We start from the raw sequence: 21,455 nt of genomic DNA, 5'->3' as shown, positions 1-21,455 counted from the left end.
TTTCAATGCACTTAAGGCGGTGCGCTGATGCCGCGTCCACTATAAGCTAGCCAGCATTAATGGATGCTATACGCTCAGCCATTCATCCGGATAATAGGCTTAAGCGTCATTCCTTCAGCACTATCGGCGGCTGCTTGGTTGATGTCCTCAAAGGAGTAGTACTTCACCAGCTTATCGAAGGGGAAGCGACCCTGTTGGTAAAGTTCTACCAACTGAGGAATAAACTGTCTTGCCACGCTGTCTCCTTCGACGATACCGCGAATACTTTTTCCTCCTAAAAGGAGATCGTTCACATCAAAAGCGGCCTCGGTGCCCAAAGCAGGAGCCCCCACCACCCCTAGCATGCCTAGACCGCCAAGGGCATCTACCCCTTGACGAAGCACCTCGGGACGGCCTGTCGACTCCAACGCGAAATCAACACCGCCTCCGCTTATTTGCTGAATACGTTCTACTACTGACTCCTCTTTGGAGTTGATGGTATGTGTCGCCCCCAGCTCTTTGGCTAGCTCCAGGCGTGAAGGGATGATGTCAATGGCAATAATGGTAGTGGCACCTGCAATTTTTGCTGCCATGATGGACGCAAGCCCCACGGCCCCTGCACCAAAGGCGGCAAAACGGCTTCCAGGCGTGACTTTGAGAGCATTGATAACGGCACCGGCGCCTGTCTGTATGCCGCAACCTAGGGGGCCAAGTAATTCAAGAGGCGCGTCTTTTGGCACTTTGACTGCATTGTTTTCCCGGCTCAGGGAGTAGGTAGCGAAGGAGGACTGGCCAAAAAAATGATCGTGCAGAGGCTGGTTGTTACCATCACGAATGGCTTGGAAGCCGTCGGGGTCACCACCGCTGAAATTGCGTCCAAAAAAGTCTTTACAGTACGATGCATGTCCGGCATCACAAGGGTTGCAAGCACCGCAGTATGCATAACTCAGGACGACGTGGTCGCCAATTTCAAGTGAGGTAACTCCAGGGCCTACGGCTTCCACAACACCTGCGCCCTCATGCCCCAATACGGCAGGTAATGGCACCGGATAATACTGATCACGTACGATCAGGTCTGTATGGCACATACCGGTCGCCACCACCCTGACCAGCACTTCGTCTCCCTGGGGTGGGCGAATGCTCGCTTTTTCTATTGTAAAGTCAGCTCCTTTCTCTCGGGTGACTGCAACTGTGATGTCTGTGTGTGTATTGTTTGTCATGGTTCACCTCGGTATTGCGTTGTAATAAGAAATTTCTGGCTAAAGGCAGCATTTAAAGAGGGTAGGCGGGCGCCTCCCCCTTGAGCGTTAGCCACTGCCACTGCGTGAATTCATCTATATTGCTGCTCCCCCCCACGCTGGTTCCATTGCCTGAGGCGCCAACCCCGCCGAAGGGGTTGATGACTTCGTCATTCACTGTTTGATCATTAATGTGCAACAACCCTGTTCTTAGCTGCTCGCCTAAGCGTAAAGCACGGCCCACATCGCGCGAAATCACCCCGGCCGATAGCCCATACTCTGTATTATTGGCAAGTGCTACTGCCTCTGCGTCTGTGTCGAAAGGGATAACCACGGCAATAGGGGCAAACGCCTCCTCGTGAAAAATAGGGTTATCGGTGGTGACATCGCTGACGACCGCCGGCTTAAAGAAAAGCCCGTCAGTTTCACCACCCACGAGTACGTTGCCCCCGGACGCTTTTGCGCGAGACAGCAGGTCACATGCGTGATCCAGTTGGCCCTTGTCAATCAATGGGCCGAGAGCGAATTCTCCACTGCGCGGGTCACCAACGCTTAAGCTGCGTGCTTTCTCTGTCAGGCGTTCGAGGAAACGATCATAGATGTCCCGCTGAACCAGAATGCGGCCGCTCGACATGCAGATTTGACCCTGATGCAGATAGGCCCCCCAAGTGGCATTACTAATGGCCAAATCTAGGTCGGCATCATCAAGTATGATCAGCGAGTTTTTGCCGCCTAGCTCCAGCGATACTTTCTTAAGCAAACGGCCCGCGGTTTCGCCAATTTTTCGTCCTGCGGCTGTCGAGCCCGTAAACTGAATCATGGCAACGTTACGGTTCTCGACCAGTGCCGCCCCTGCTTCACCGCCTCCTGGCAGCATGGCAAGCACACCTTTAGGTAAGCCCGCCATCTCAAATAGACGCGCAATACTGACACCGCCACATACACTGGTGCGTGGGTCGGGTTTGAGTATGACCGCATTACCCAATGCCAGCGCAGGGGCGACCGCGCGTATAGCGAGGTACAGGGGAAAGTTAAAAGGTGATATGACGCCGACTACACCCACAGGACGACGGCGTGCAATATTGAGTCGGCCAGGCGTTGAGGGCATCAGCTCTCCCGCCGCACGTGAAGGTAACGAGGCGGCTTCGTGCAGTACTTTTATTGATATCGCCACTTCAAACGCGGCCTTGGCGGGCGTTGAACCGCTCTCGTCTATGAGCCAGTGGATCAATTCATCTTGGTGCTCCTCAGCGGTACGGGCGGCTTGGCGCATGATGGCCGCACGCTCATCGTATGAAGTGTCGCCCCAAGCAATGGCGGCTTCATGGCTTTTGTCGGCGACGGCATCTAACTGCTCGCTTGTCGTGCTGCCAATATGGCCGAGAGTTTCACCACTGGCAGGTGCCGTGACCGGCAATACATTGCCTGAACCGGCTACCCATTGACCTGTAAACACGTGCTCTTGCCATATGGTAGGTTTCAGTAATAGTGCATCGGACATGATGTTTCTCCTTTTCAATCGTCTCCCGCGTGCTCCAATATCGGTGCTACGCTTTTCTCTAAGTTACCCCATTGCCTTAGCCATGCTTGTGGCAACAAGGCCTAGGGGGCATATGCCATTGTGTTGGCGTTGTCAGTAGGTGAGTGTTCAGAATACTTTGGCTACACGAAGATTAATGCGCTGGTCTTCCTTGAAGCCATTTTCAACATTAATGTCCTGGCCGTACTGCAGCTGGAGTTGAAGAGTGGGCTGAACAAAGGTTGCGAACGTGGCCTGCCAGCGATTGTTATCAAGTGCGTCGTCTTGCCGAACTCCGCCAACGGTCGTTTCGCCGCCGAAGGAGTGATAGTAGGAGAGGGCAAGATGGCTTTGAGGGCTGAGTAAGTATTTGAAATGTGTCTGTAGGCTTTGGCTATCATTTTGCTCACGGCGCATACCTATAAAGTCATCGTTATCGCCGTAAGTCGCATATTCGGCGATGATATCCAGCATAAAATCGTCACCAAGACCGGTGACGTAACCTGCTTGGAAAATGCCTTTCCAGCGATTTTCACCGACATTAATGGGGCCATTAGAGGCGTCGTACTTTCCCGCAGGGATTGAGGCAAAGGCGGAGAAACCAAACCACTTTTGTTGATCCGGGTTGTTCACTAACCACGTAGTGGCGCCGATCATGGGATCGCCCATGCCACTAGAGGAGGTCGGCTCCAGAGGGCCGAAAGGTGCTTTCAATTCAACCCTACCGAAAGGCAGTATTATCTGGGGATTGACGGTATACCCACCGATATCCAGGTAGTGAATAAATCGGGCTAAACCGATACGGGTATCGAGCCCCGTATCACCGCGAAGCAAATCACCGTTCGCGTAAACTGAATCCCGGCTAGCATGCTGTAAATAAAGCAGCCCTAGCGTACTGCCTTCTGGTAGTGGTACGTAGTCACCTGGGTCTGTGGCAATTTCGGCGGCATTGGCGGTTAAAGTGGCGGTGGTGCTAAGCGTTAATGCTCCAGCCATCGCGAGAACATGTCGAATCTTTTTGCTCAGTGGGCTGCAGTGCATGGGCAGGCTATACGTCCGCATGTTATGTATCTCCATCATGCTTATTAATCTTGTAAGGTGCCTGCAATCTGTAGCGAGAAGCATGCCAACTGAGACGGTCGTGAATATTTATTTTAAGTTTTTGATTTTTATGATCCCCAAGCGTTCTTTCAGGGCCTTGATATAGTGCGTAGGCGTCTCAAAGTGAGAGCAATGTCTTAACATTCTCATTTTGATACAGCTTTAGCTTAGGGTGTATGCGCCGCTCTTCTGTTGCTCTTATGCCATGAGGCCCAGCTTGGACGGCTATTTTATGCTCTGGATTTCCTTGATTTTGCGATAAAGCGTGGCGCGGCCTATACCTAGATGTTTGGCAGCTTTGCTGATATTGCCATCGGTCTTTTCTAACGCTGCCTCGATCATATGCTGCTCTTGGGCCTTTAGTGTCGATGAGTAGCGCTTCCTTGAATGTTGAGGTGGGCTGTCAACGATCTCTGTGGGTAGGTGGCAAAGATCGATCAGATGATCGCTATCATCAGCCATTACATCAGCGTGTTTTAGGGCATGGCGCAGTTCGCGTACATTTCCTGGCCAGGGGTAGTTCTCCATTCGTTTGAGGGCATCAAATGATAGCTGACGCGTAGCCTGGGTGACTTGTGAACACTGCTCTACTAAAAATGCCTGTAACCGCGAGCGCTCTCTTAAAGGTGGGATTCTTAGCGGCATCCCTTGTATGCGGTAAAGCAGATCATCACGGAAAGCACCTTGAGCTACGGCTGATGCCAGATCATGGTGAGTTGCACAGATTAACTGGAAGTTTACGCTTTTCGTCTTACCCGCCCCCAGGCGGCTCACTTCGTGTGTTTCCAGCACTCTCAGCAGCCTGGATTGAAGAGTAAGGGGCATATCCCCAATTTCATCGAGAAATAAGGTGCCGCCGTTGGCCTGCTCGATCTTACCCGGCGCGCCGCCACGGCGAGCGCCTGTGTAGGCCCCCTCGGTATATCCAAAAAGCTCGCTTTCAATCAATGTCTCAGGAATAGCGGCGCAGTTAATAGCGATGAACTCTCCTGTTTTGTTGTCACTCTGTTCGTGAAGAGTCTTGGCCATGACTTCCTTGCCTACACCGGTTTCTCCCAGAATCAATACGGGAAGACGCTTGTTAACAGCTCTCAGGGCAAGTGGAATCTGTTTGTTAAGAGTCGCGTCGCCAAAGTCGGGTACTGATTCAACCGCTGACAAATGACGCTTGCTATCTTTGCAGGTAGCCGTTCCCTCAATCAGGCTTGTCTGATGCTGCACCGTTGGATTTAGTACGAAGGAAAGTCCGGAAGATGTCCGGCCTAACAATGGGGGGCGCTGACCCCTGGCGGCATCGACCAGTTCGCCAAAGCGAAGATCAAATAGTTCTTGGAAGTTTTTCGGGGCATGGCTAGCGGTGAGGCCGATCACTTCGCGCACCTTCGGCGTCATACCCAGGATTTCGCCCTCGGGGCCGAGGGCGATCAACATATCATTAGTTGTGGGTACTTGCTGCCAGCTTAGTTGCAGGATCAAGTAGGGCCGTAGCTGCATGATCAAGCGATGTTCGATCGCCCGCGCGCACTGGGTGACGAGTGAAAGTGCACTGCCTGGGGCCAAACTGTGCTCCCGAGTGATATCAATCGAACCAATCACTTGACCGTAGGGGGCGATGATGGGAGCGGCCGCACAATTCAGCGATTGATTAGTGGTGTAGTAGTGCTCCGGTCCTGAAACAGCAACAGGTCGGCCAGCCGTAAGCGCGCAGCTCATCGCCGATGTCCCAATGTATTGCTCCGAGAGATTGACCCCAGGACGGAAGGCCTGCTTGAGAACCCTGCCGGAGTGAGCGTTAGCTTGATAGGTGCATAGAGCATGGCCTTGGCGGTCAGTGAGTAGCAGTGCGTAGCCCGCACCACTAATGGTGCGATGAAGCTGTTCAATTGGGATAGTGGCTGCATTAGTAAGATTTTGATTTTTTTGTTTAATTTCGTTAAATCTACTGCACGGTACCGTTTCGTATATGACCCGCTCAGTCACACTCTTGTGCTCGGCGATACAGCGTTTCCATGAGTTCAGGATAGCTTCGTCTATTATTCCATTAGGAATATTCCCATCTTGGAAGAAAGCCTTTCTAGCCTCACTCAGCCTTTGTAAGGGCGTCAGTTGTGTATTCATTTATCCCTCTTCACTGCAATATTGTTCTATGTGGGCTTCAAATTCGGATGCGTTGCCAAGGATCTATTACATAAGAAAATATTAAATTGGTCATTGGAGCTTGCCTTGCACTGGCTTGTTATTCTTTTGTCGTAATTCAAAAATCTGTTGGATGCCCTCTTAGGTGTGAAATGCCCTGTACAGGGTTAACTAAACCCTACATAACAAAAAAAATAAATAAGCCGAGTATCCCTTTCGCAGAGCAGTAAGAATACTTCCATGTTTTTATTTATTTTTTACATATAAAACAATTGGTTATTTTTTAACAAAGCATTAGAAAGCATTGATGCTTGTAGGTGAGGGTGCCGCATCGAGATACCTATGAAGTATGGCAAGGAACTCAAACGATATTGGTCTGTTAAGTGGGGTCTAGTCGATATTACTGACGAACCAACAACAACTGTCGTCTTTAAGCCCATGATAGACGTACCCCAATCTCACCTCGAATGTTGCTGCTATCGCCGGGCCCCAAGACAACAATAAAACCAACGATAGGGTTTCACCATGACCGTAAAAATATTCGACACGCCCGAAGTGCAAGATTTCCTAAATGCCGTTGCTGGCGTTGATCAGTCAGGCGGCAATGACCGCGCCAAGCAGATCGTTCATCGCCTGGTGGGTGATCTGTTCAAGCTGATCGATGACTTCGATGTCACCGAGGAAGAGTACTGGGCGGCGGTTAACCTGCTCAATGCCCTGGGTAGCCAGACCCAGTTCGGCCTGTTGTCCCCAGGGCTGGGCTTTGACCACTTCCTCGATATGCGCCAGGACGCTATCGATGCCGAAGCCAAGCGCACCGGCGGCACCCCACGCACCATCGAAGGCCCCCTATACGTGGCCGGAGCCCCCGAGGCGGAAGGCTTCGCGCGCATGGACGATGACACGACCGAGGGCGAGACCATGTGGCTGACCGGCCAGGTGCGCGATGTGAATGGCACCCCGATTGCCGGTGCGAAGGTCGAGATCTGGCACGCCAACTCCCAGGGCGGCTACTCGTTCTTTGACCCCTCACAATCCGAGTACAACCTGCGCCGCACGATCTATGCGGACAGCGAAGGTCGTTACACCGCGCGCAGCATCATTCCCTCCGGCTACGGCGTGCCCGCAGGCGCCCCCACCGACGTGGTGCTCAAGTCCCTGGGCCGCCACGGCGAGCGCCCGGCGCATATCCACTACTTTGTCTCCGCCCCGGGCCACCAGCACCTGACCACCCAGATCAACCTGGCAGGCGACCCCTACACCTATGACGACTTCGCCTTTGCCACCCGCGAAGAGCTCGTCGTGCCCGCCGAGCGGATTGAAGACCCCGCCGAGATCGCCAAGCGCGAGCTGGACGGCCCCTTCTCCCACGTGGTGTTCGATGTGGCGCTGGCCCCGGCCGAGGCCCCCGAGCTGCAGGTGCGTCACGCCCGCCCGCGGGCCAAAGAAGACGACCAGGATTTGGCCAGCCAGCTCGCCGGTACCGCCAAGGTTTAAAGCCTCATAACCCCGCGCTGACAATTGCCGTCGACCACCGTCCGGTGCGTCAGCGCTACCTCCAGGTTATGCCCAAGCATTGAGGAGAGAGATCATGACCACACAGCTTGATCAGCTCGAAGCCCGCGTGCGCGGCGCTGTACAAGATGACCCTGACAACGGTATCTTCCGCTGCCACCGCAGCATGTTTACCGACCCCGCCTTTTTTGAGCTTGAGCTAAAGCACATCTTCGAAGGCAACTGGCTGTTCCTGGCCCACGAGAGCCAGGTCGCGGAACCCGGTGATTACATGACCGTCACCATGGGCCGCCAGCCAGTGATTATCACCCGCGACAAGCAGGGCGAACTGCACGGCCTGATTAACGCCTGCGCCCACCGTGGTGCCACCCTATGCCGCCGTAAGCGCGGCAACAAGGGCACCTTCACCTGCCCGTTCCACGGCTGGACGTTCAAAAACGACGGCCAACTGCTCAAAGCCAAGAACGAGAAGAACGGCGCCTACCCTGACCAATTCAAACAGGATGGCTCCCACAACCTCAAGCGCCTACCGCGTTTTGAAAACTACAAAGGCTTCCTGTTCGGCAGCCTAAGCGATGATGTTCAACCACTCGAACAGCACCTGGGCGAAACCACCAAGGTTATCGACAACATCGTCGACCAAGCCCCCGAAGGCCTGGAGATCCTGCGTGGTACCTCGTCCTACACCTACACCGGCAACTGGAAGCTGCAGGCCGAAAACGGCGCTGATGGCTATCACGTTAGCTCCGTGCACTGGAACTACGCCTCCACCATGGAACGCCGTAATTACGATTCCGGCGGCACCAAGGCCGTCGACGCCGACGGTTGGTCGAAAAGCAAAGGCGGCTTCTACTCCTATGAAAACGGCCACATGATGCTGTGGACCCGGCTGCTTAACCCGGAAGTGCGTCCGGTCTATCAGCATAAGGACTGGATCCAAGAACAGCTGGGTGACGCCCGCGCTGACTCCATCGTCAACCAGACGCGCAACCTCTGTCTTTATCCCAACGTCTACTTGATGGATCAGTTCTCCACCCAAATCCGCGTGATTCGTCCGATCGCCGTGGACAAAACCGAAGTCACCATCTACTGCTTCGCACCCAAAGGTGAAGCCGCCGAAGACCGTCGTGTCCGCATCCGTCAGTACGAAGACTTCTTCAACGTCTCCGGCATGGGCACCCCCGACGATCTCGAAGAGTTCCGCGCTTGCCAAGAAGGCTACAACGGTGCATTGGCCGAATGGAACGACTTGTCCCGCGGGGCCCAGCAGTGGATCGAAGGCGCCGATGAAACGGCCCAAGCCATCGACATGAAGCCCCTGCTCAGCGGTGCTTCCCCGGAAGACGAAGGGCTCTACGTGCTGCACCACAAGCACTGGGTCGACGAAATGCTGCGCGCCATCGACAAAGAGCGCAGCCAGTTTATCGCCACCGCGTCTGCCTAAGCGTCCAGCGCCTGAAAAGAGGAGAGAAGTGACATGAGCATTAGCTATCACGATATCCAAGCCTTCTTATACCGCGAAGGACGACTGCTGGATGACCGCGAATGGGACGAGTGGCTCGCGCTGTACCGCAAGGACGCCGAGTTCTGGATGCCCGCCTGGGACGACGACGACCAGCTCACCCGGGATCCACACAGCGAGATATCGCTGATCTACTACCCCAACCGTGAAGGGTTAGAGGATCGGGTCTACCGGATCAAGACCGAGCGCAGCGGGGCGAGTACACCGGAGCCGCGCACCACCCACCAGGTAACCAACCTGGAGATCCTGTCGCAAGAGGGCGACACGGTAGAGCTGCGGTTCAACTGGCACACGCTCAACCACCGCTACAAGAAGACCGACAGCTTCTTCGGCACGTCGTTTTATACCCTGGACGTGTCGGGTGAGAGCCCGCTGATCACAAGAAAAGTCGTGCAGTTGAATAACGACTATATCCATCAAGTTATCGACGTATACCACGTGTAATCGATAGAGATAAGACAGGGACGTCACTTACTGCGGTACACATCTTGCTAATAACCACCCAAGAACCACCCAAGAACCACCCAAGAACCACCAACAACAACTCAACCCTGGTGAAAATATAATGAAAACATTTAAAAAGACCTCTCTTGCCACGCTTCTAAGCGCTACTGCCATGCTGTCAGCAGGCAGTGCCATCGCCAATGAAGATCCGGTGAAACTCGGTTTGATGCTCCCTTACTCAGGTACCTATACGGCACTTGGAGAAGCCATTACTAACGGCCTAAAGCTTGCCATTGAACAAGAGGGCGGTCAGCTAGGCGGTCGTGATGTGGAGTACGTTGAGCTTGATTCAGAGGCTGACCCTTCCAAAGCACCTCAGAACATGAGTCGTCTAGTTAACGGAGACGATGTTGACTTCGTCATAGGGCCCGTACACTCCGGCGTTGCCATGGGCATGCTGCGCGTGGCTAAGCAGACGGGCGCGATTACGATCATTCCCAACGCGGGGCTGGGTGCCGCTACTAATGAGTTGTGCATGCCTAACGTTTTCCGTACCTCGTTCAGTATGTGGCAAGACAGCTACCCCATGGGCAAAGTGGCCTACGATCAAGGGCATCGCAAAATTGTGACGATCACCTGGGATTATGCTGGTGGTAAAGAGGATCTGGCAGGTTTCGAGGAGGCTTTTACCGCTGAGGGCGGCGAGATCGTTGAGCAAATTTTAGTGCCATTCCCCAGCACGGAATTTCAGAGTTATTTGACGCAAATTGCCAGCCTTGAGCCTGACGCTGTTTATACCTTCTTTGCGGGCGGTGGCGGTGTCAGCTTTGTTCGGGATTATGCCTCGGCAGGTCTTAAAGAGAGCATACCGCTGCTAGGGTCAGGCTTTCTTACCGAGGGTAATTTATCCGCTTTAGGCGACGCAGGCGAAGGGGTAATGACCACGTTGCACTACGCTGAAACCCTCGAAAATGATGCCAACCAATCCTTCGTTTCGGCCTACGAAAATGCCTACGGTGAACTGCCTGATACCTACGCGGTACAGGGTTATGACACAGGCATGATGCTGGTTCAGGCTCTTTCAGTACTGGGTGGCGATACCTCAAATCAGGAGCGCTTGATTGATGTATTGTCCAACGTCCATTTGGCGAGTCCACGGGGGCCCTTGAGCTTCTCAGACTCCCACCACCCCATTCAAAACGTTTATTTACGCGAGATCCGCGACGGTAAGCACGAAGTCGTTCGTATCGCTCATGAGAATCTAGAAGTACCCGATGAAGCCTGCCAGATGTAACCACATCTGTATGCACTCTGGGGCGGGCATGGCCCGCTCCTCACTCTGATTCTCGGAGGGATCTTATGGATCTCGCATTTTTCAGCGTACAGCTCCTTAACGGTCTGCAGTACGGTCTGCTACTCTTTTTGATTGCCAGCGGTTTGACGTTGATTTTCGGCATTATGGGCATCATCAACCTGGCCCACGGCGCCATGTATATGATTGGTGCCTATCTGGTTTACGACCTCACTCTGCGTTTGGGCAATTTTTGGTTGGCCATTCTGGCGGCTATTCCTATCGCTATTGTATTGGGACTCATCATTGAGCGGCTGTTTCTCGATACGCTCTATAAGCGCGATCACCTCTATCAAGTATTGCTAACCTTCGGGCTGATTTTAGTGCTCAACGAAGCGCAGCGGATCATTTGGGGGGGCGATGTGCATCGCGTAGCAGTGCCCGCACCGTTCGATGCCAGTATTCAGTTGACTGATAACCTGCAGTACTCGGTCTACCGCCTCTTTGTGATGGGCGTCTGCCTGGCCTTGGCAGGGGTGATCTATTGGGTGATGCGCCATACGCGGCTGGGCATCATCATCCGCGCCGGTGCCGTCAATCGAGACATGGTGGAAGGGCTGGGAATCAACGTGCGTACCCTTTTTACGCTCATCTTTAGCGTCGGTGTGGCGCTTACCGCCTTCGCGGGAATGATTGCTGCACCGCTCACCTCCATCGCGCCAGGCATGGGCGATAGCATCCTTATCACCTGCTTTGTGGTCGTCGTCATCGGCGGTATTGGTTCCATTAAAGGAGCCTTTTGGGGCGCCATCATCATTGGCATGGCCACTACCTTTGGAGCGGTACTCATCCCTAGCCTTGCCAGCATGGTGATCTACCTGATTATGGCCGCGGTACTGCTGGTGAAACCGCGCGGTCTTTTCGCGTGAGGAGAATAAGCAATGTTACATAGATATCCCAAGCGCGTTGCGTTGATTATGTTGGTATTAACGGCGTTGGTAGCCGCGTTTCCTCTCTGGGGAGAGGCCGTATTCGGTAATCAGGCCAACTTTATGTTGGAGAAGCTGACGCTGATGTTAATCCTGGCGCTGTTTGCCATGAGCCTGGATCTGCTGGTAGGCATCGTGGGCTTGGTTAGCCTTGGGCATGCGCTCTTCTTTGGCTTGGGGGCGTATACCCTGGCATTAGCCAGCCCAGACTTTAGTCCAGCGTCAATGTGGTGGATGCTACCTCTTGTAATGGGCGTCTCTGCCTGTGTGGGGTTAGTGATAGGTATCTTAGTGATCCGCACTAAAGGCATCTTCTTCATCATGACAACGCTGGCGTTTGGCCAGATGCTTTACTACTTCATCAGTACGTCTCAGTTCGCGGGAGGAACCGACGGCGTTTTTATTATGTTCCGACCGAGCTTGGCGTTAGGCGAGCGTACGCTGGTAGATCTTGATAACCCTTACAGCTTCTTTTACTTCTGTTTAGGGATGCTGCTTCTCGGCTACTTCTTTCTACGCTGGCTCACTCGCTCCTACTTTGGTCAAGTGCTCGACGGTATTCATGACAACGAGCACCGAATGCAAGCCTTAGGCTATGCCACCAGCGGCTATAAACTGGTGGCCTTTGTTATCGCTGGGGTTATGGCAGCGATTGCTGGCATGTTAGCGGCGATGCAGTACGGCTTCGCTAATCCGGCTCAGCTTGGCTGGCATACCTCTGGCGAAGTGCTAATGATGCTTATTTTAGGCGGCATGGGCACCATCTTCGGTCCCATCTTAGGCGCCTTCGCTTACGAAATTCTTCTCTATGTCTACGAGCATGCCACGACGCACTGGCCCATCCTGATGGGGCTGACCATTATCGTTGCGGTACTGGTGCTTCCTCGCGGGATTGCCGGTTTGATTATCGCGCCCCCCTGGCAGCGTAAGCCTCAAGCAGCCTCTAAAACTTTGTCTGAACGAGAGAAGGCAGCAGTGGCTCTCTCCGCTCAACCCGTTACCCCGCGTAAGGAGAACTAAGCCATGAGCGACGACATTGTCTTAGCCACCCACGGTTTGACCCGGCGTTTTGGTGGTTTAGTGGCGGTTAACGAGGTGGATTTTGACGTTAAGGCCCATGAGATACACGCCATTTTGGGTCCCAATGGCGCGGGTAAAAGCACGCTGATCAATCTGCTTTCTGGTGAGTTCCCCCCTTCTGAAGGTCAGGTGCTCTATCGCGGTCAGCCGATTCAAGGCAAAAGTGCGCGTCAGATTGCACGCCTGGGGATCGGCCGTAGCCACCAGAAGACCAATATCTTCCCTCGCCTGAATTGCCTGCAGAACTGCGAGTTGGCGGCGCGTATCCATATGGGCGGTGTATTTGGCAGTTGGCGTTCTCGCCAAACTGCACGGCAGGTGAGCGAGCGGGCTCAGGAAGTCCTGGAGACCTGTCAATTGAACCACCGCGCTTATACCACCGCATCAGCAATGAGCTATGGCGAACAGCGCCAGTTGCAGATCGCGATGGTGTTGGCGACGGCGCCGACGCTGATGCTACTTGATGAGCCGATGGCGGGCATGGGGCGAGAAGAGACTGCTCAAGTCACCGAATTGCTCGCCAGCCTAACGGATCGCTACACCCTGGTACTAATTGAACACGATATGGACTCGGTCTTTCGCTTGGCTGACCGCATTACCGTCATGGTCGATGGCTGTGTGTTGGAAAGCGGCCCGACCGAGCAGATACGTACTAGCGAAAAGGTACGCGATGTCTACCTGGGGCGTCATGAAGAGGGGGCAACCGCATGAGCGCAGAGCAAACCAATACGCCATTGATCGATGCCCGGGGGCTGCATACTTACTACGGTGAGAGTCATATTCTGCATGGGGTGGATTTGACCCTCATGCCTGGTGAGACGCTGAGTCTGCTGGGCCGTAACGGTATGGGTAAAACCACGACACTGAAGTCGATACTGGGCTTTGTTCCACCGCGGCATGGCGAGGTCTTTATCAAGGGAGTCTCTGCGGCCAAACGGCGACCCTGGCAACTGATTCGCCAAGGCATCGGCTACGTGCCAGAGGGGCGGGGTATTTTCCCCGGTATCAGTGTGCGTGAACACCTTATTATGGCGGCGCGTCCCAATGATCGAGGGGAGTCACCCTGGACGCTGGAGCGCGTTCTGGATACGTTTCCACGCTTGGGCCAACGCATCAATCATGACGGCTCTTTCCTCTCGGGCGGTGAGCAGCAGATGCTTTCCATTGGCCGAGCACTAACGACCAACCCTGATCTGATGATTCTTGACGAGGCCACCGAAGGGCTCGCCCCGCTGATCCGCGATGAAATCTGGAAGATCATTGGTGAGATAAAGGCGACCGGTATTTCTACCATTATTGTTGATAAAAATATCGATAACCTGCTGAAGGTAGCGGAAAAACATCTGCTGCTGGTCAAGGGGGAAGTGGTTTATAGCGGTGATTCCCAGGGGTTAAAAGATAACCCCGCCATTCTTGAAACCCACCTCGGCGTTGCTTGATACGGACCCTGCAAGTAGCTGCTTGCTGGAGCCGTCGGCTACTCGTTAAATACTGACACGGAGAAGTGTGTTGCATGCATTTTCACAAGCAATTGCAAAAGGATCTGTCGATTCCAGCCATCACGGCTGGCTTTGTAGCGGTACTGGTCTCTTACTCTGGGCCCCTGGCCATTTTTTTCCAGGCTGCTCAGAGTGCTGAAATATCTAGCAGCATGATGACATCCTGGGTCTGGGCCATCTCTATCGGGGCAGCCGTCTCGGGTATTTTTTTAAGCCTGTGGTTAAAAGTGCCGGTGGTGACCGCCTGGTCGGCACCGGGGACTGCGCTGTTGGTAACGCTATTCCCGGGATTGACGCTTAATGAAGCGGTGGGTGCCTACCTAACGGCCGCCGTGATCATTTTTCTGATCGGCATTACGGGTTCTTTTGACCGTATCATCCGGCTGATACCGCCGGGCATCGCTAGCGCGATGATGGCAGGCATTCTTTTCCAGTTCGGGGTGGGAGTCTTCGTTTCATTGGAGAGCGTGCCAGCACTGGCCATTGGTATGTTTATCGCTTACCTGCTCTTTAAGCGGCTTACCCCTCGCTACAGCTTGGTGCTGCTGTTAATCGCTGGCATCACCTTGGCGGTCTTGTTAGAGGGCGCCAGCCTGCAGGGGGTGTCACTCCAGTTTGCCGAGCCCCAGTTTATCCGCCCCGAGTGGTCCTGGAATGCGACGCTGAGCCTGGCCATTCCCCTGGTACTGGTGAGTTTGACGGGACAATTCTTGCCCGGCATGGCGATTCTGCGCACTTCTGGTTACTCCACCCCGGCTAGGCCAATCGTTATCGTGGCTAGCGTAACGTCCTTTTTTACCGCTTTTTTTGGCGGTATTACCACTGTAATCGCGGCGATTACAGCAGCAATCTGTACGAGTAAGGAGGCCCACGAAGATCCTGATAAGCGCTATGTCGCCGGGGTGGCAAACGGGGTTTTCTACCTGTTTGGCGCTATTTTTGCGGGCACTATTGTGGCGCTGTTTACCTCGCTACCGAGGGAGTTTGTGGCAGTACTCGCAGGACTTGCGCTGATTGGTGCTATTACCAGCAATATTAGTGCTTTTGCGGCCGAAAAGAGCCACCTGGAAGCCTCTGTCATTACTTTCATTGCCACTGCATCGGGCGTTAGCTTTTTAGGCTTAGGCTCTGCCTTTTGGGGGGTGGTCGCTGGGTCGCTTGCCTATAACCTGCTGCATCGACGTTTTAGCTCGCTTAACCATAAAACCTAATAACAGTGATACTACTGAAGCGGTAGTGGGAGTGTAACCATGGAAAAGATTGTTGTGGCGGTTGATGATAGTGAAAGTGCTTTGCATGCCCTGCAATTCGGACAAACGTTTGCGGCCCAGCTGGGGGTAGAGGTAAGCGCTATCTCGGTGGTGCCGACGCAAGATGAGATCGGCCCACTGCGCGCTAAACTACAGGGGCGCTTGGCGTCGCATCATCTCGATGCAGTTGCTATCGATGTCGTTGCTCATGATAGCGTCAAAGCGTATCTGGGTGAACTCGCTAGTTGCGAGGATACCGGGCTATGTATGATGGCCCATGGTCGACGCCCGGTACCGGAGATGCTGATCGGCAGCGTAACCGCAGGGGTTGTGCGAAGGGCTCAGCGTCCGGTTTACCTGTGTGGCCCCCGTTATGACAGTCGAGCCCACCAGCGGGTCGACGTATTAGCCGTTTGTGTTGATGGGTCTAAGCTATCCGAGAAAATTTTGCCCTATGTAGCAACTTTATCGAAGCGTTTGGGAGCTCGTTTGCAATTGTTGCAAGTGATAGATGCCTCTGCTGCCAGAAAATCAACAGCGTTAGGTCATACCGATGTGATGGAGTCAGCCTATCTAAACGCGCTGGCACGCCGTGTCGAAAGTGAGCAAAAACTGGAAGTAGACTGGGAGGTGCTTCATGGCGACCCCGCCGACTCTATCGTCAGTTATTTAGCGGGTAGCCATAATACGATGCTTGCCATGACCACCCATGGGCGTAGCGGCCTTTCGCAGGTGGTGGCGGGCAGTGTCAGCCACGAAGTGCTGCATGAAGCTTCTTGCCCTGTGGCTGTTCTGCGACCTTGAATCACTGGCTTGCTGCCATTATGGGTAGCGCCCAGAGCGGCGATTTTCAACGAGTACCTCTAAAATAGCATTGGCTTCCTGCATAAGCGGGGAGGGTTTTTCGCCCCGCCGACGGCTGCAGATAACGGGGGATGTAATTGATTTATCGGCCAATGGTACATAGCAAATACCATCGCGTTGGACACGCTTTACCTGCTCTGGAACCAGCGTAATGCCAATGCCGGAAGCGACAAGGCTAAGTGCCGTTTGAACCTCGTTGGCTTCCTGCACAACTTCGACCTTTAATCCTTGACGGCGGAAAATTCCCAATACCATATCGGCAAGGCTAGGACGTGGTTTTGCGGGAAAAAGGATTAGAGGGTAGCGGGCCAGCTCTTCGCAGCTAGGGGTTGTGCCCTCTAGCGGGTGACCGCTAGATAGAGCTGCAATTAATGGCTCGTCGAAGAGAATTTCCTGCTCGACGTCGGGGTCATCAATACGTAAACGCCCGAAGCCCATGTCGATGCGACCCGCTTTGAGCGCCTGAATTTGTTGTACTGTCGTAAGCTCTGCCAAGGAGAGCTCGACATTATCCATGCGGCGCAAATCACGTACGAGCATTGGAAGCTGCCCGTAAAAAACGGACGGTACAAAGCCAATGCCGAATAGTGCCCGCTTGCTACGCGCCATGTGTCGAGTGGCGTCGATGGTGACTTCCACTTTCTCTAAAATCTGCAGAGCGTGCTGCTGAAAAAAGACACCTGGCGGCGTCAAACGCAATCCTCTTGAGCTTCGTTCAAACAGTTCAGCTCCCACCTCTTGTTCTAATTGTTTGATTTGGCGGGAAAGAGGCGGTTGAGACATATGCAACCGTTCAGCCGCACAGGTAAAGTTAAGCTCTTCAGCGACGACGCAGAAGTACCTCAGGTGGCGTAGTTCCATGATACCTCCAAGGTATGAGCGGCTACTTAAACAATATTGGCTTTGTCATTCGCTTGTTAGCATGCTGGTGATGCTTTTCACGTATTGAAGGCAACTTTAAAACCAGCCTAACCAAGCGCCATAACGCTACCAGCATTTAAACGTTTAAAAGCGAAATATCGACTACGACTTTAGTAATGAACGCTAGAATAAAAGGGGATAGACCTGCCATGTATGCGCGTATTTTAGTTCCTGTCGACGGCTCTGAGAGCGCTAAACAAGCTTTGAAGGTGGCTTGTAAGCTGCTGGATAGAGAAGGCTCAACGCTCTATTTATTACATGTACCTGAAACGCTTGCCTATACGACCACACTGGTGTGGGGCATTGGTGCTATTGATGCAGGCACTACGCTTGCTGAACGCGAGAAGGTGGGTGAACAGCTATTGGCCCAGGCGGTGAGTTCCGCGCAGGCAGAGGGCGCTAAGCACATTGAAGAGTTGCTGACGCAAGGTGACCCAGCCCGCGCCATTATAGAGGCTGCCAACGCCAATAATATCGATACCATTGTGATGGGAAGCCGAGGGTTAAGCGACTTGGCGGGGGTGGTGATTGGCAGCGTATCGCACAAAGTGGGCCATTCAGCCAAGTGTCCTGTGATTACGGTGAGTCAATAAAAAGCAACGTCGATATCTGCCCGCACCTCCCCCGAAATAGTCTTCAACCTGAATAAATTTACTTGCCGTCTAACACACCCTAGCCCATGCTTTTAGCAAGACGCTATAACCTAGGGTATTGGCTAAAACGAGACGTTAGGACGTTTGAACATGGCAAAATTCTTCCAGGAATTCCGAGAGTTTGCGGTAAAAGGCAACGTCGTCGATATGGCGGTGGGGATTATTATCGGTGGGGCGTTTACGCTGATTGTGCAGAGCCTGGTGGCGGATGTGATGAACCCGCTGATTGGTTTGTTGGTGGGCGGTGTGGATTTTTCCAATCTGTTTGTAGTGTTACGCCAAGGGGCGGTGGGCGGCCCTTATGCGACGCTGGCGGATGCCCAGGCGGCAGGGGCGGTAACGCTAAACCTCGGGCTTTTTATCAATGCAGTGGTCAGCTTTATGATTGTCGCCTTCGTGGTCTTCTTATTGGTACGCACCATTAACCGATTAAAGCGCGAAGAGGCGGTAGCGCCTGCGAACCCTACGGAGCAGCCGTGCCCTTACTGTTTGATGGTGGTGCCGATCAAAGCCACGCGCTGTGGCCACTGCACAGCAATGCTGGATCAGCCAGCGGAGGCTGAAACGCCGGTTGAAGTTACCTCTGCGCCACCGCAAATGCCACCCGCCAAACCTTGAGCCACTAAAAAGGGCGCCACTGCTGAAGTGGCGCCCTTTCACGTTATACCAGCAGCAACCCTAGGCGCTTTTCTTAATGGTTTTGCTGTCTTTTTGCTTACTGCCGGGCTTTTTGCTGTCGTTAGCATCGCTGGGTTGCGGCAGCGATGGCAGCGATTTGGCCAGCATTTCGACGCTGTGGCGATAGTAGAGCTGGCTCTTATTATGCTCGCCAAGGCTTGCATAGAGACGTGCAAGTTCAGCGCAAACTTCGCCATTGGGGCGCTGCCGCTGGCTGGCTTCAAAGTACTCCAACGCCTTTTGCCACTGGCCGGTGCGCAGCGAGAGGCGACCGCAGGCGAGCAGCAGCTCGGGGTCGTTGGGGCGTTCCTGCAGCCACTTCTCGGCTTTAACTAGTTGGCGACCGGCGTTCACATTCAGCAGGCCGTAGCGTTTTACTAAGCGTGCGTCCCAGTGGTGATCCAGCGAGTGGTTGAGCAAGCGCTCGGCAATGGGCTCTTCGTGGGCTTGAATCAGCGCTTCGCTGTATAGCACGATCAGCTCGGTGTTGCCGCGCAGGTAGTCGGGCATATCAGCCCAAAGGCCACGCACTCGCTCAATGTTGGTGGGGTTTTGCGCTTCAAACACGATCAGCTCGCGGTAGGCTTTAAACTCCAACTGCTCACGCTCTTGCTGGGTGATGAGCTTCTGCGCCGCCAAGCGTGGAATCAAACGCCGTAAGCCTTCCCAATCGTTGACGCTTAAATGCACCTGCTTGAGTAGCTTGAGCACCTGGGGGTGGTTGGAGAGCTTCTTATCCAGGCGATTCAGAATCGCCTGGGCTTCTTCCGGCTGCTGACGCTCAATCATCATTTGCGCCTGCATCAAGCCAACGGCCGTATCGGCTCCGTCGGTGGTTAGCTGCGCCTGATTCAGGTGCTCCTGGGATTTCACGTGGTGGCCCTGATAATGGGCCGCCAGCGCTGCGGATAGGTAGTTGACCAGCGGTGTGCTGGAATCATCGGCGGCATTAACCAGGGTTTTTTCGGCTTTTTTCCAGCGCCCTTCGGTCAGTGCTACCAGGCCACGCACGGTGCGCTGCATGGCGCGACGGTTACGTGCGCGGCTGTTCCAGCTACGAAAACGCCCCATAGGGCGAATAATGCCGCTGAGCAAACGCAGTACAAAGTGTAGGACGATAAAGGCGGCAAACAGCAGCACCAGACCAAACCAAAACGATGTCTGGATGGATGAGTCGCCCACGCGGATTAGCCAATAGCCGGGCACCGACATCATCAGGTGCCCAAACAGGGCCCCGACGGCGAGGCCTGCGACAATGAGGAGAACAAGCTTTCTCATGAATCACCTCCGCTTTGGCCACGCGTCTTATAGCGGTTGTCGATAAAGCGTGCGAGCTCCTGCTGTGAAGCGCTGATATCGGGCAGCTCGGGTTTTACCTCTGCTTCCTTGAGCTCTTGAAGGCGCGTAATAACGCTTTGGGTCTCTTCACGAGTGGTGTCGTAGTAGTCGTTCAGCAGCTGTAGCGCTTTGTCGATACTCGCGTCATAAAGCTCTTTCTCTTCGTTGAGCAGGGCCAACTGCGTCTGCTCCAGCACTAAGCGCAGACTTTGGCGTAGGTAAGACTCTTGCTCTGGGGTAATCAGCGCTTCCAGCGCTTCATCGTGATGGCGAACCACCACCAGGTCTTTGAGCTCTTCACCGAAGCGCGCCAGCTGGCGCTGGAAAGTGCCGGTCGGCGGCTGCTCGATGCTGGAGGTTACCGCTTGCTCCTCAATTTCTTGAGAGAGTCGCAGAGAGGAGATACGTTCCTGCTGGGCATTGAGCGCTAAGTAGAGGCCTGTACGGTCAACCTGGGGCACGGCATCCAGAGCGGCTAGCTCATTGGCGATCGCTGCGCGTACGGGCGTCAACGCCGGGTTGTCAGCATCTACTAGGCGCGCATCGGCGGTACGCAGCAGCGCAGCTGCGCCATCAACGTCGCCTTCCAGCTGTAAACGCTGATTGGCCAGACGCAGCAGGTAGGCGGCTTCGGCATGCAACCACTCGCGCTCGTCGGTGTCCTGCTCTTGAGAGAGCTGGTCCAGCACTTGGCCCAGGGTCTCATCGACGTCGCTGCGGTAGCTGTCAAATTCATCACGCAGGTCACCCAGTGTGCTTTGCAGCGCTTCATCGCGCTCGGCTTCGCCGCTATCAAGGCGTGACTCGAGGTCGCTAACCGTTTGCTGTGAGGCGCTCCCCTCAGCCTGCTGTGCGACTTCGTCGAGGCGTTGCTGCTGGCTCTCCAGGCGCAGCCAGCCCTGCCAAGCGATAAATGCCAAGGCAATCGCCAGGATAATCACCAGGGCAATCGCGAGGCCGCCGCTTTTACTGCCTCCGCTTTTGCCCCCACCGCTTTGGCCGTTACCGCTGTCTTTGTGGCCGGTGGGCGGCGTAGTGCCCGCCGATGACTTGCCGCTGGTCGGCTTTGACGAGGCGGCGCTTGACGATGGCGAACTAGAAGTCGACCCGCTTGAGGAGGATGGGCTGGGTTGAGCGGCGCTCTGGGAAGGTGAGGCTGCACTGCTGGATGTGGTATCTGTCGATTTAGCCGTGCTGGTAGTACTGCTAGCAGCGGTTGAACTCGCAGTGGGCGAGCCCTTTCCACGCCGCCGCGACCGGCTATTTTTAGCGCCACTCTGAGCAGGTGTTGTTGAGCTCGGCGGCGTGTTCGGCTTGCTGGGCTCAGTCGCGTCGGTCGTGGAAGCTGCTTTGTCGGTCGTTTTAGGGACGCCTTGAGAGGCATCGGAGGACGTCGGTTGTACATCGTCCTGATCGTTTACTTGTTTGCTCATGTGTC

Annotated in this window: 19 protein-coding genes; 12 read left to right on the top strand and 7 right to left on the bottom strand. The window is 54.3% G+C overall.

Annotated features, from left to right (window positions below):
* Window positions 1-74: 74 nt before the first annotated feature.
* The 4 genes from HALTITAN_RS03405 to HALTITAN_RS03390 form a co-directional block, all read right to left on the bottom strand.
* Window positions 75-1,199: an NAD(P)-dependent alcohol dehydrogenase gene (locus tag HALTITAN_RS03405; protein WP_009286243.1), complete on the bottom strand. Its 1,125-nt coding sequence runs from the start codon at window positions 1,197-1,199 to the stop codon at window positions 75-77.
* A 52-nt stretch (window positions 1,200-1,251) separates the two neighbouring features.
* A complete protein-coding gene (locus tag HALTITAN_RS03400; protein WP_039857707.1) occupies window positions 1,252-2,718 on the bottom strand; it encodes a benzaldehyde dehydrogenase in 1,467 nt (488 codons plus the stop codon).
* Window positions 2,719-2,865: 147 nt separating this feature from the next.
* Window positions 2,866-3,798 (bottom strand): transporter, encoded by a 933-nt coding sequence (locus tag HALTITAN_RS03395; protein ID WP_161609168.1) that lies wholly within the window; start codon window positions 3,796-3,798, stop codon window positions 2,866-2,868.
* A 264-nt stretch (window positions 3,799-4,062) separates the two neighbouring features.
* Window positions 4,063-5,955: a sigma-54-dependent Fis family transcriptional regulator gene (locus tag HALTITAN_RS03390; protein WP_009286241.1), complete on the bottom strand. Its 1,893-nt coding sequence runs from the start codon at window positions 5,953-5,955 to the stop codon at window positions 4,063-4,065.
* 543 nt (window positions 5,956-6,498) lie between these two features.
* Between HALTITAN_RS03390 and catA the strand changes: the two genes are divergently transcribed.
* From catA to HALTITAN_RS03340, 10 genes are all read left to right on the top strand, one after another.
* Window positions 6,499-7,470: a catechol 1,2-dioxygenase gene (gene catA, locus HALTITAN_RS03385; protein ID WP_009286240.1), complete on the top strand. Its 972-nt coding sequence runs from the start codon at window positions 6,499-6,501 to the stop codon at window positions 7,468-7,470.
* Between the two features lie 94 nt (window positions 7,471-7,564).
* Window positions 7,565-8,932, top strand: coding sequence for a Rieske 2Fe-2S domain-containing protein (locus tag HALTITAN_RS03380; protein WP_039857704.1), 1,368 nt, complete (start codon window positions 7,565-7,567; stop codon window positions 8,930-8,932).
* A 33-nt stretch (window positions 8,933-8,965) separates the two neighbouring features.
* Complete coding sequence (gene benB / locus HALTITAN_RS03375) at window positions 8,966-9,454, top strand: benzoate 1,2-dioxygenase small subunit (protein WP_039857703.1); 489 nt, start codon at window positions 8,966-8,968, stop codon at window positions 9,452-9,454.
* Between the two features lie 121 nt (window positions 9,455-9,575).
* Window positions 9,576-10,748 carry an ABC transporter substrate-binding protein gene (locus HALTITAN_RS03370; RefSeq protein ID WP_009286239.1) on the top strand — a complete coding sequence of 391 codons (1,173 nt, stop codon included), beginning with the start codon at window positions 9,576-9,578 and terminating at the stop codon, window positions 10,746-10,748.
* A 65-nt stretch (window positions 10,749-10,813) separates the two neighbouring features.
* Window positions 10,814-11,674: a branched-chain amino acid ABC transporter permease gene (locus HALTITAN_RS03365; protein ID WP_009286238.1), complete on the top strand. Its 861-nt coding sequence runs from the start codon at window positions 10,814-10,816 to the stop codon at window positions 11,672-11,674.
* Between the two features lie 12 nt (window positions 11,675-11,686).
* On the top strand, window positions 11,687-12,754 hold the full coding sequence (locus tag HALTITAN_RS03360) for a branched-chain amino acid ABC transporter permease (RefSeq protein ID WP_009286237.1): 1,068 nt from the start codon (window positions 11,687-11,689) through the stop codon (window positions 12,752-12,754).
* Between the two features lie 3 nt (window positions 12,755-12,757).
* Window positions 12,758-13,525, top strand: a complete 768-nt coding sequence (locus HALTITAN_RS03355) for an ABC transporter ATP-binding protein (RefSeq protein WP_039857702.1) — start codon at window positions 12,758-12,760, stop codon at window positions 13,523-13,525.
* On the top strand, window positions 13,522-14,253 hold the full coding sequence (locus HALTITAN_RS03350) for an ABC transporter ATP-binding protein (protein ID WP_039857701.1): 732 nt from the start codon (window positions 13,522-13,524) through the stop codon (window positions 14,251-14,253). Before HALTITAN_RS03355 ends, HALTITAN_RS03350 begins: the two co-directional genes overlap by 4 nt.
* Before the next feature lie 74 nt (window positions 14,254-14,327).
* Window positions 14,328-15,524 (top strand): benzoate/H(+) symporter BenE family transporter, encoded by a 1,197-nt coding sequence (locus HALTITAN_RS03345; RefSeq protein WP_039857700.1) that lies wholly within the window; start codon window positions 14,328-14,330, stop codon window positions 15,522-15,524.
* Between the two features lie 39 nt (window positions 15,525-15,563).
* Window positions 15,564-16,367 carry a universal stress protein gene (locus HALTITAN_RS03340; RefSeq protein WP_039857698.1) on the top strand — a complete coding sequence of 268 codons (804 nt, stop codon included), beginning with the start codon at window positions 15,564-15,566 and terminating at the stop codon, window positions 16,365-16,367.
* An 18-nt stretch (window positions 16,368-16,385) separates the two neighbouring features.
* On the opposite strand, the gene HALTITAN_RS03335 is transcribed toward HALTITAN_RS03340, so the two are convergent.
* Window positions 16,386-17,288 carry a LysR family transcriptional regulator gene (locus HALTITAN_RS03335; RefSeq protein ID WP_009286235.1) on the bottom strand — a complete coding sequence of 301 codons (903 nt, stop codon included), beginning with the start codon at window positions 17,286-17,288 and terminating at the stop codon, window positions 16,386-16,388.
* 209 nt (window positions 17,289-17,497) lie between these two features.
* On the opposite strand from HALTITAN_RS03335, the gene HALTITAN_RS03330 reads away from it, so the two are divergent.
* Both HALTITAN_RS03330 and mscL read left to right on the top strand, forming a co-directional pair.
* Window positions 17,498-17,941 carry a universal stress protein gene (locus tag HALTITAN_RS03330; RefSeq protein WP_027957998.1) on the top strand — a complete coding sequence of 148 codons (444 nt, stop codon included), beginning with the start codon at window positions 17,498-17,500 and terminating at the stop codon, window positions 17,939-17,941.
* A 150-nt stretch (window positions 17,942-18,091) separates the two neighbouring features.
* Entirely contained in the window at window positions 18,092-18,619 is a 528-nt protein-coding gene (gene mscL / locus HALTITAN_RS03325; protein WP_022521214.1) for a large-conductance mechanosensitive channel protein MscL, read from the top strand.
* A 60-nt stretch (window positions 18,620-18,679) separates the two neighbouring features.
* Here the strand turns inward: mscL and HALTITAN_RS03320 are convergent, their stop codons facing one another.
* A complete protein-coding gene (locus HALTITAN_RS03320; protein WP_039857694.1) occupies window positions 18,680-19,957 on the bottom strand; it encodes a heme biosynthesis HemY N-terminal domain-containing protein in 1,278 nt (425 codons plus the stop codon).
* Window positions 19,954-21,450, bottom strand: a complete 1,497-nt coding sequence (locus HALTITAN_RS03315; protein WP_009286234.1) for a uroporphyrinogen-III C-methyltransferase — start codon at window positions 21,448-21,450, stop codon at window positions 19,954-19,956. Before HALTITAN_RS03315 ends, HALTITAN_RS03320 begins: the two co-directional genes overlap by 4 nt.
* Window positions 21,451-21,455 lie beyond the last annotated feature (5 nt).

Origin of the sequence: Vreelandella titanicae BH1 (assembly GCF_000336575.1) — a bacterium.
In the GTDB taxonomy this organism is placed as follows: domain Bacteria; phylum Pseudomonadota; class Gammaproteobacteria; order Pseudomonadales; family Halomonadaceae; genus Vreelandella; species Vreelandella titanicae.
The sequence above is the reverse complement of the archived record's forward strand: the minus strand, read 5'-3'. Positions and strand labels throughout refer to the sequence as shown.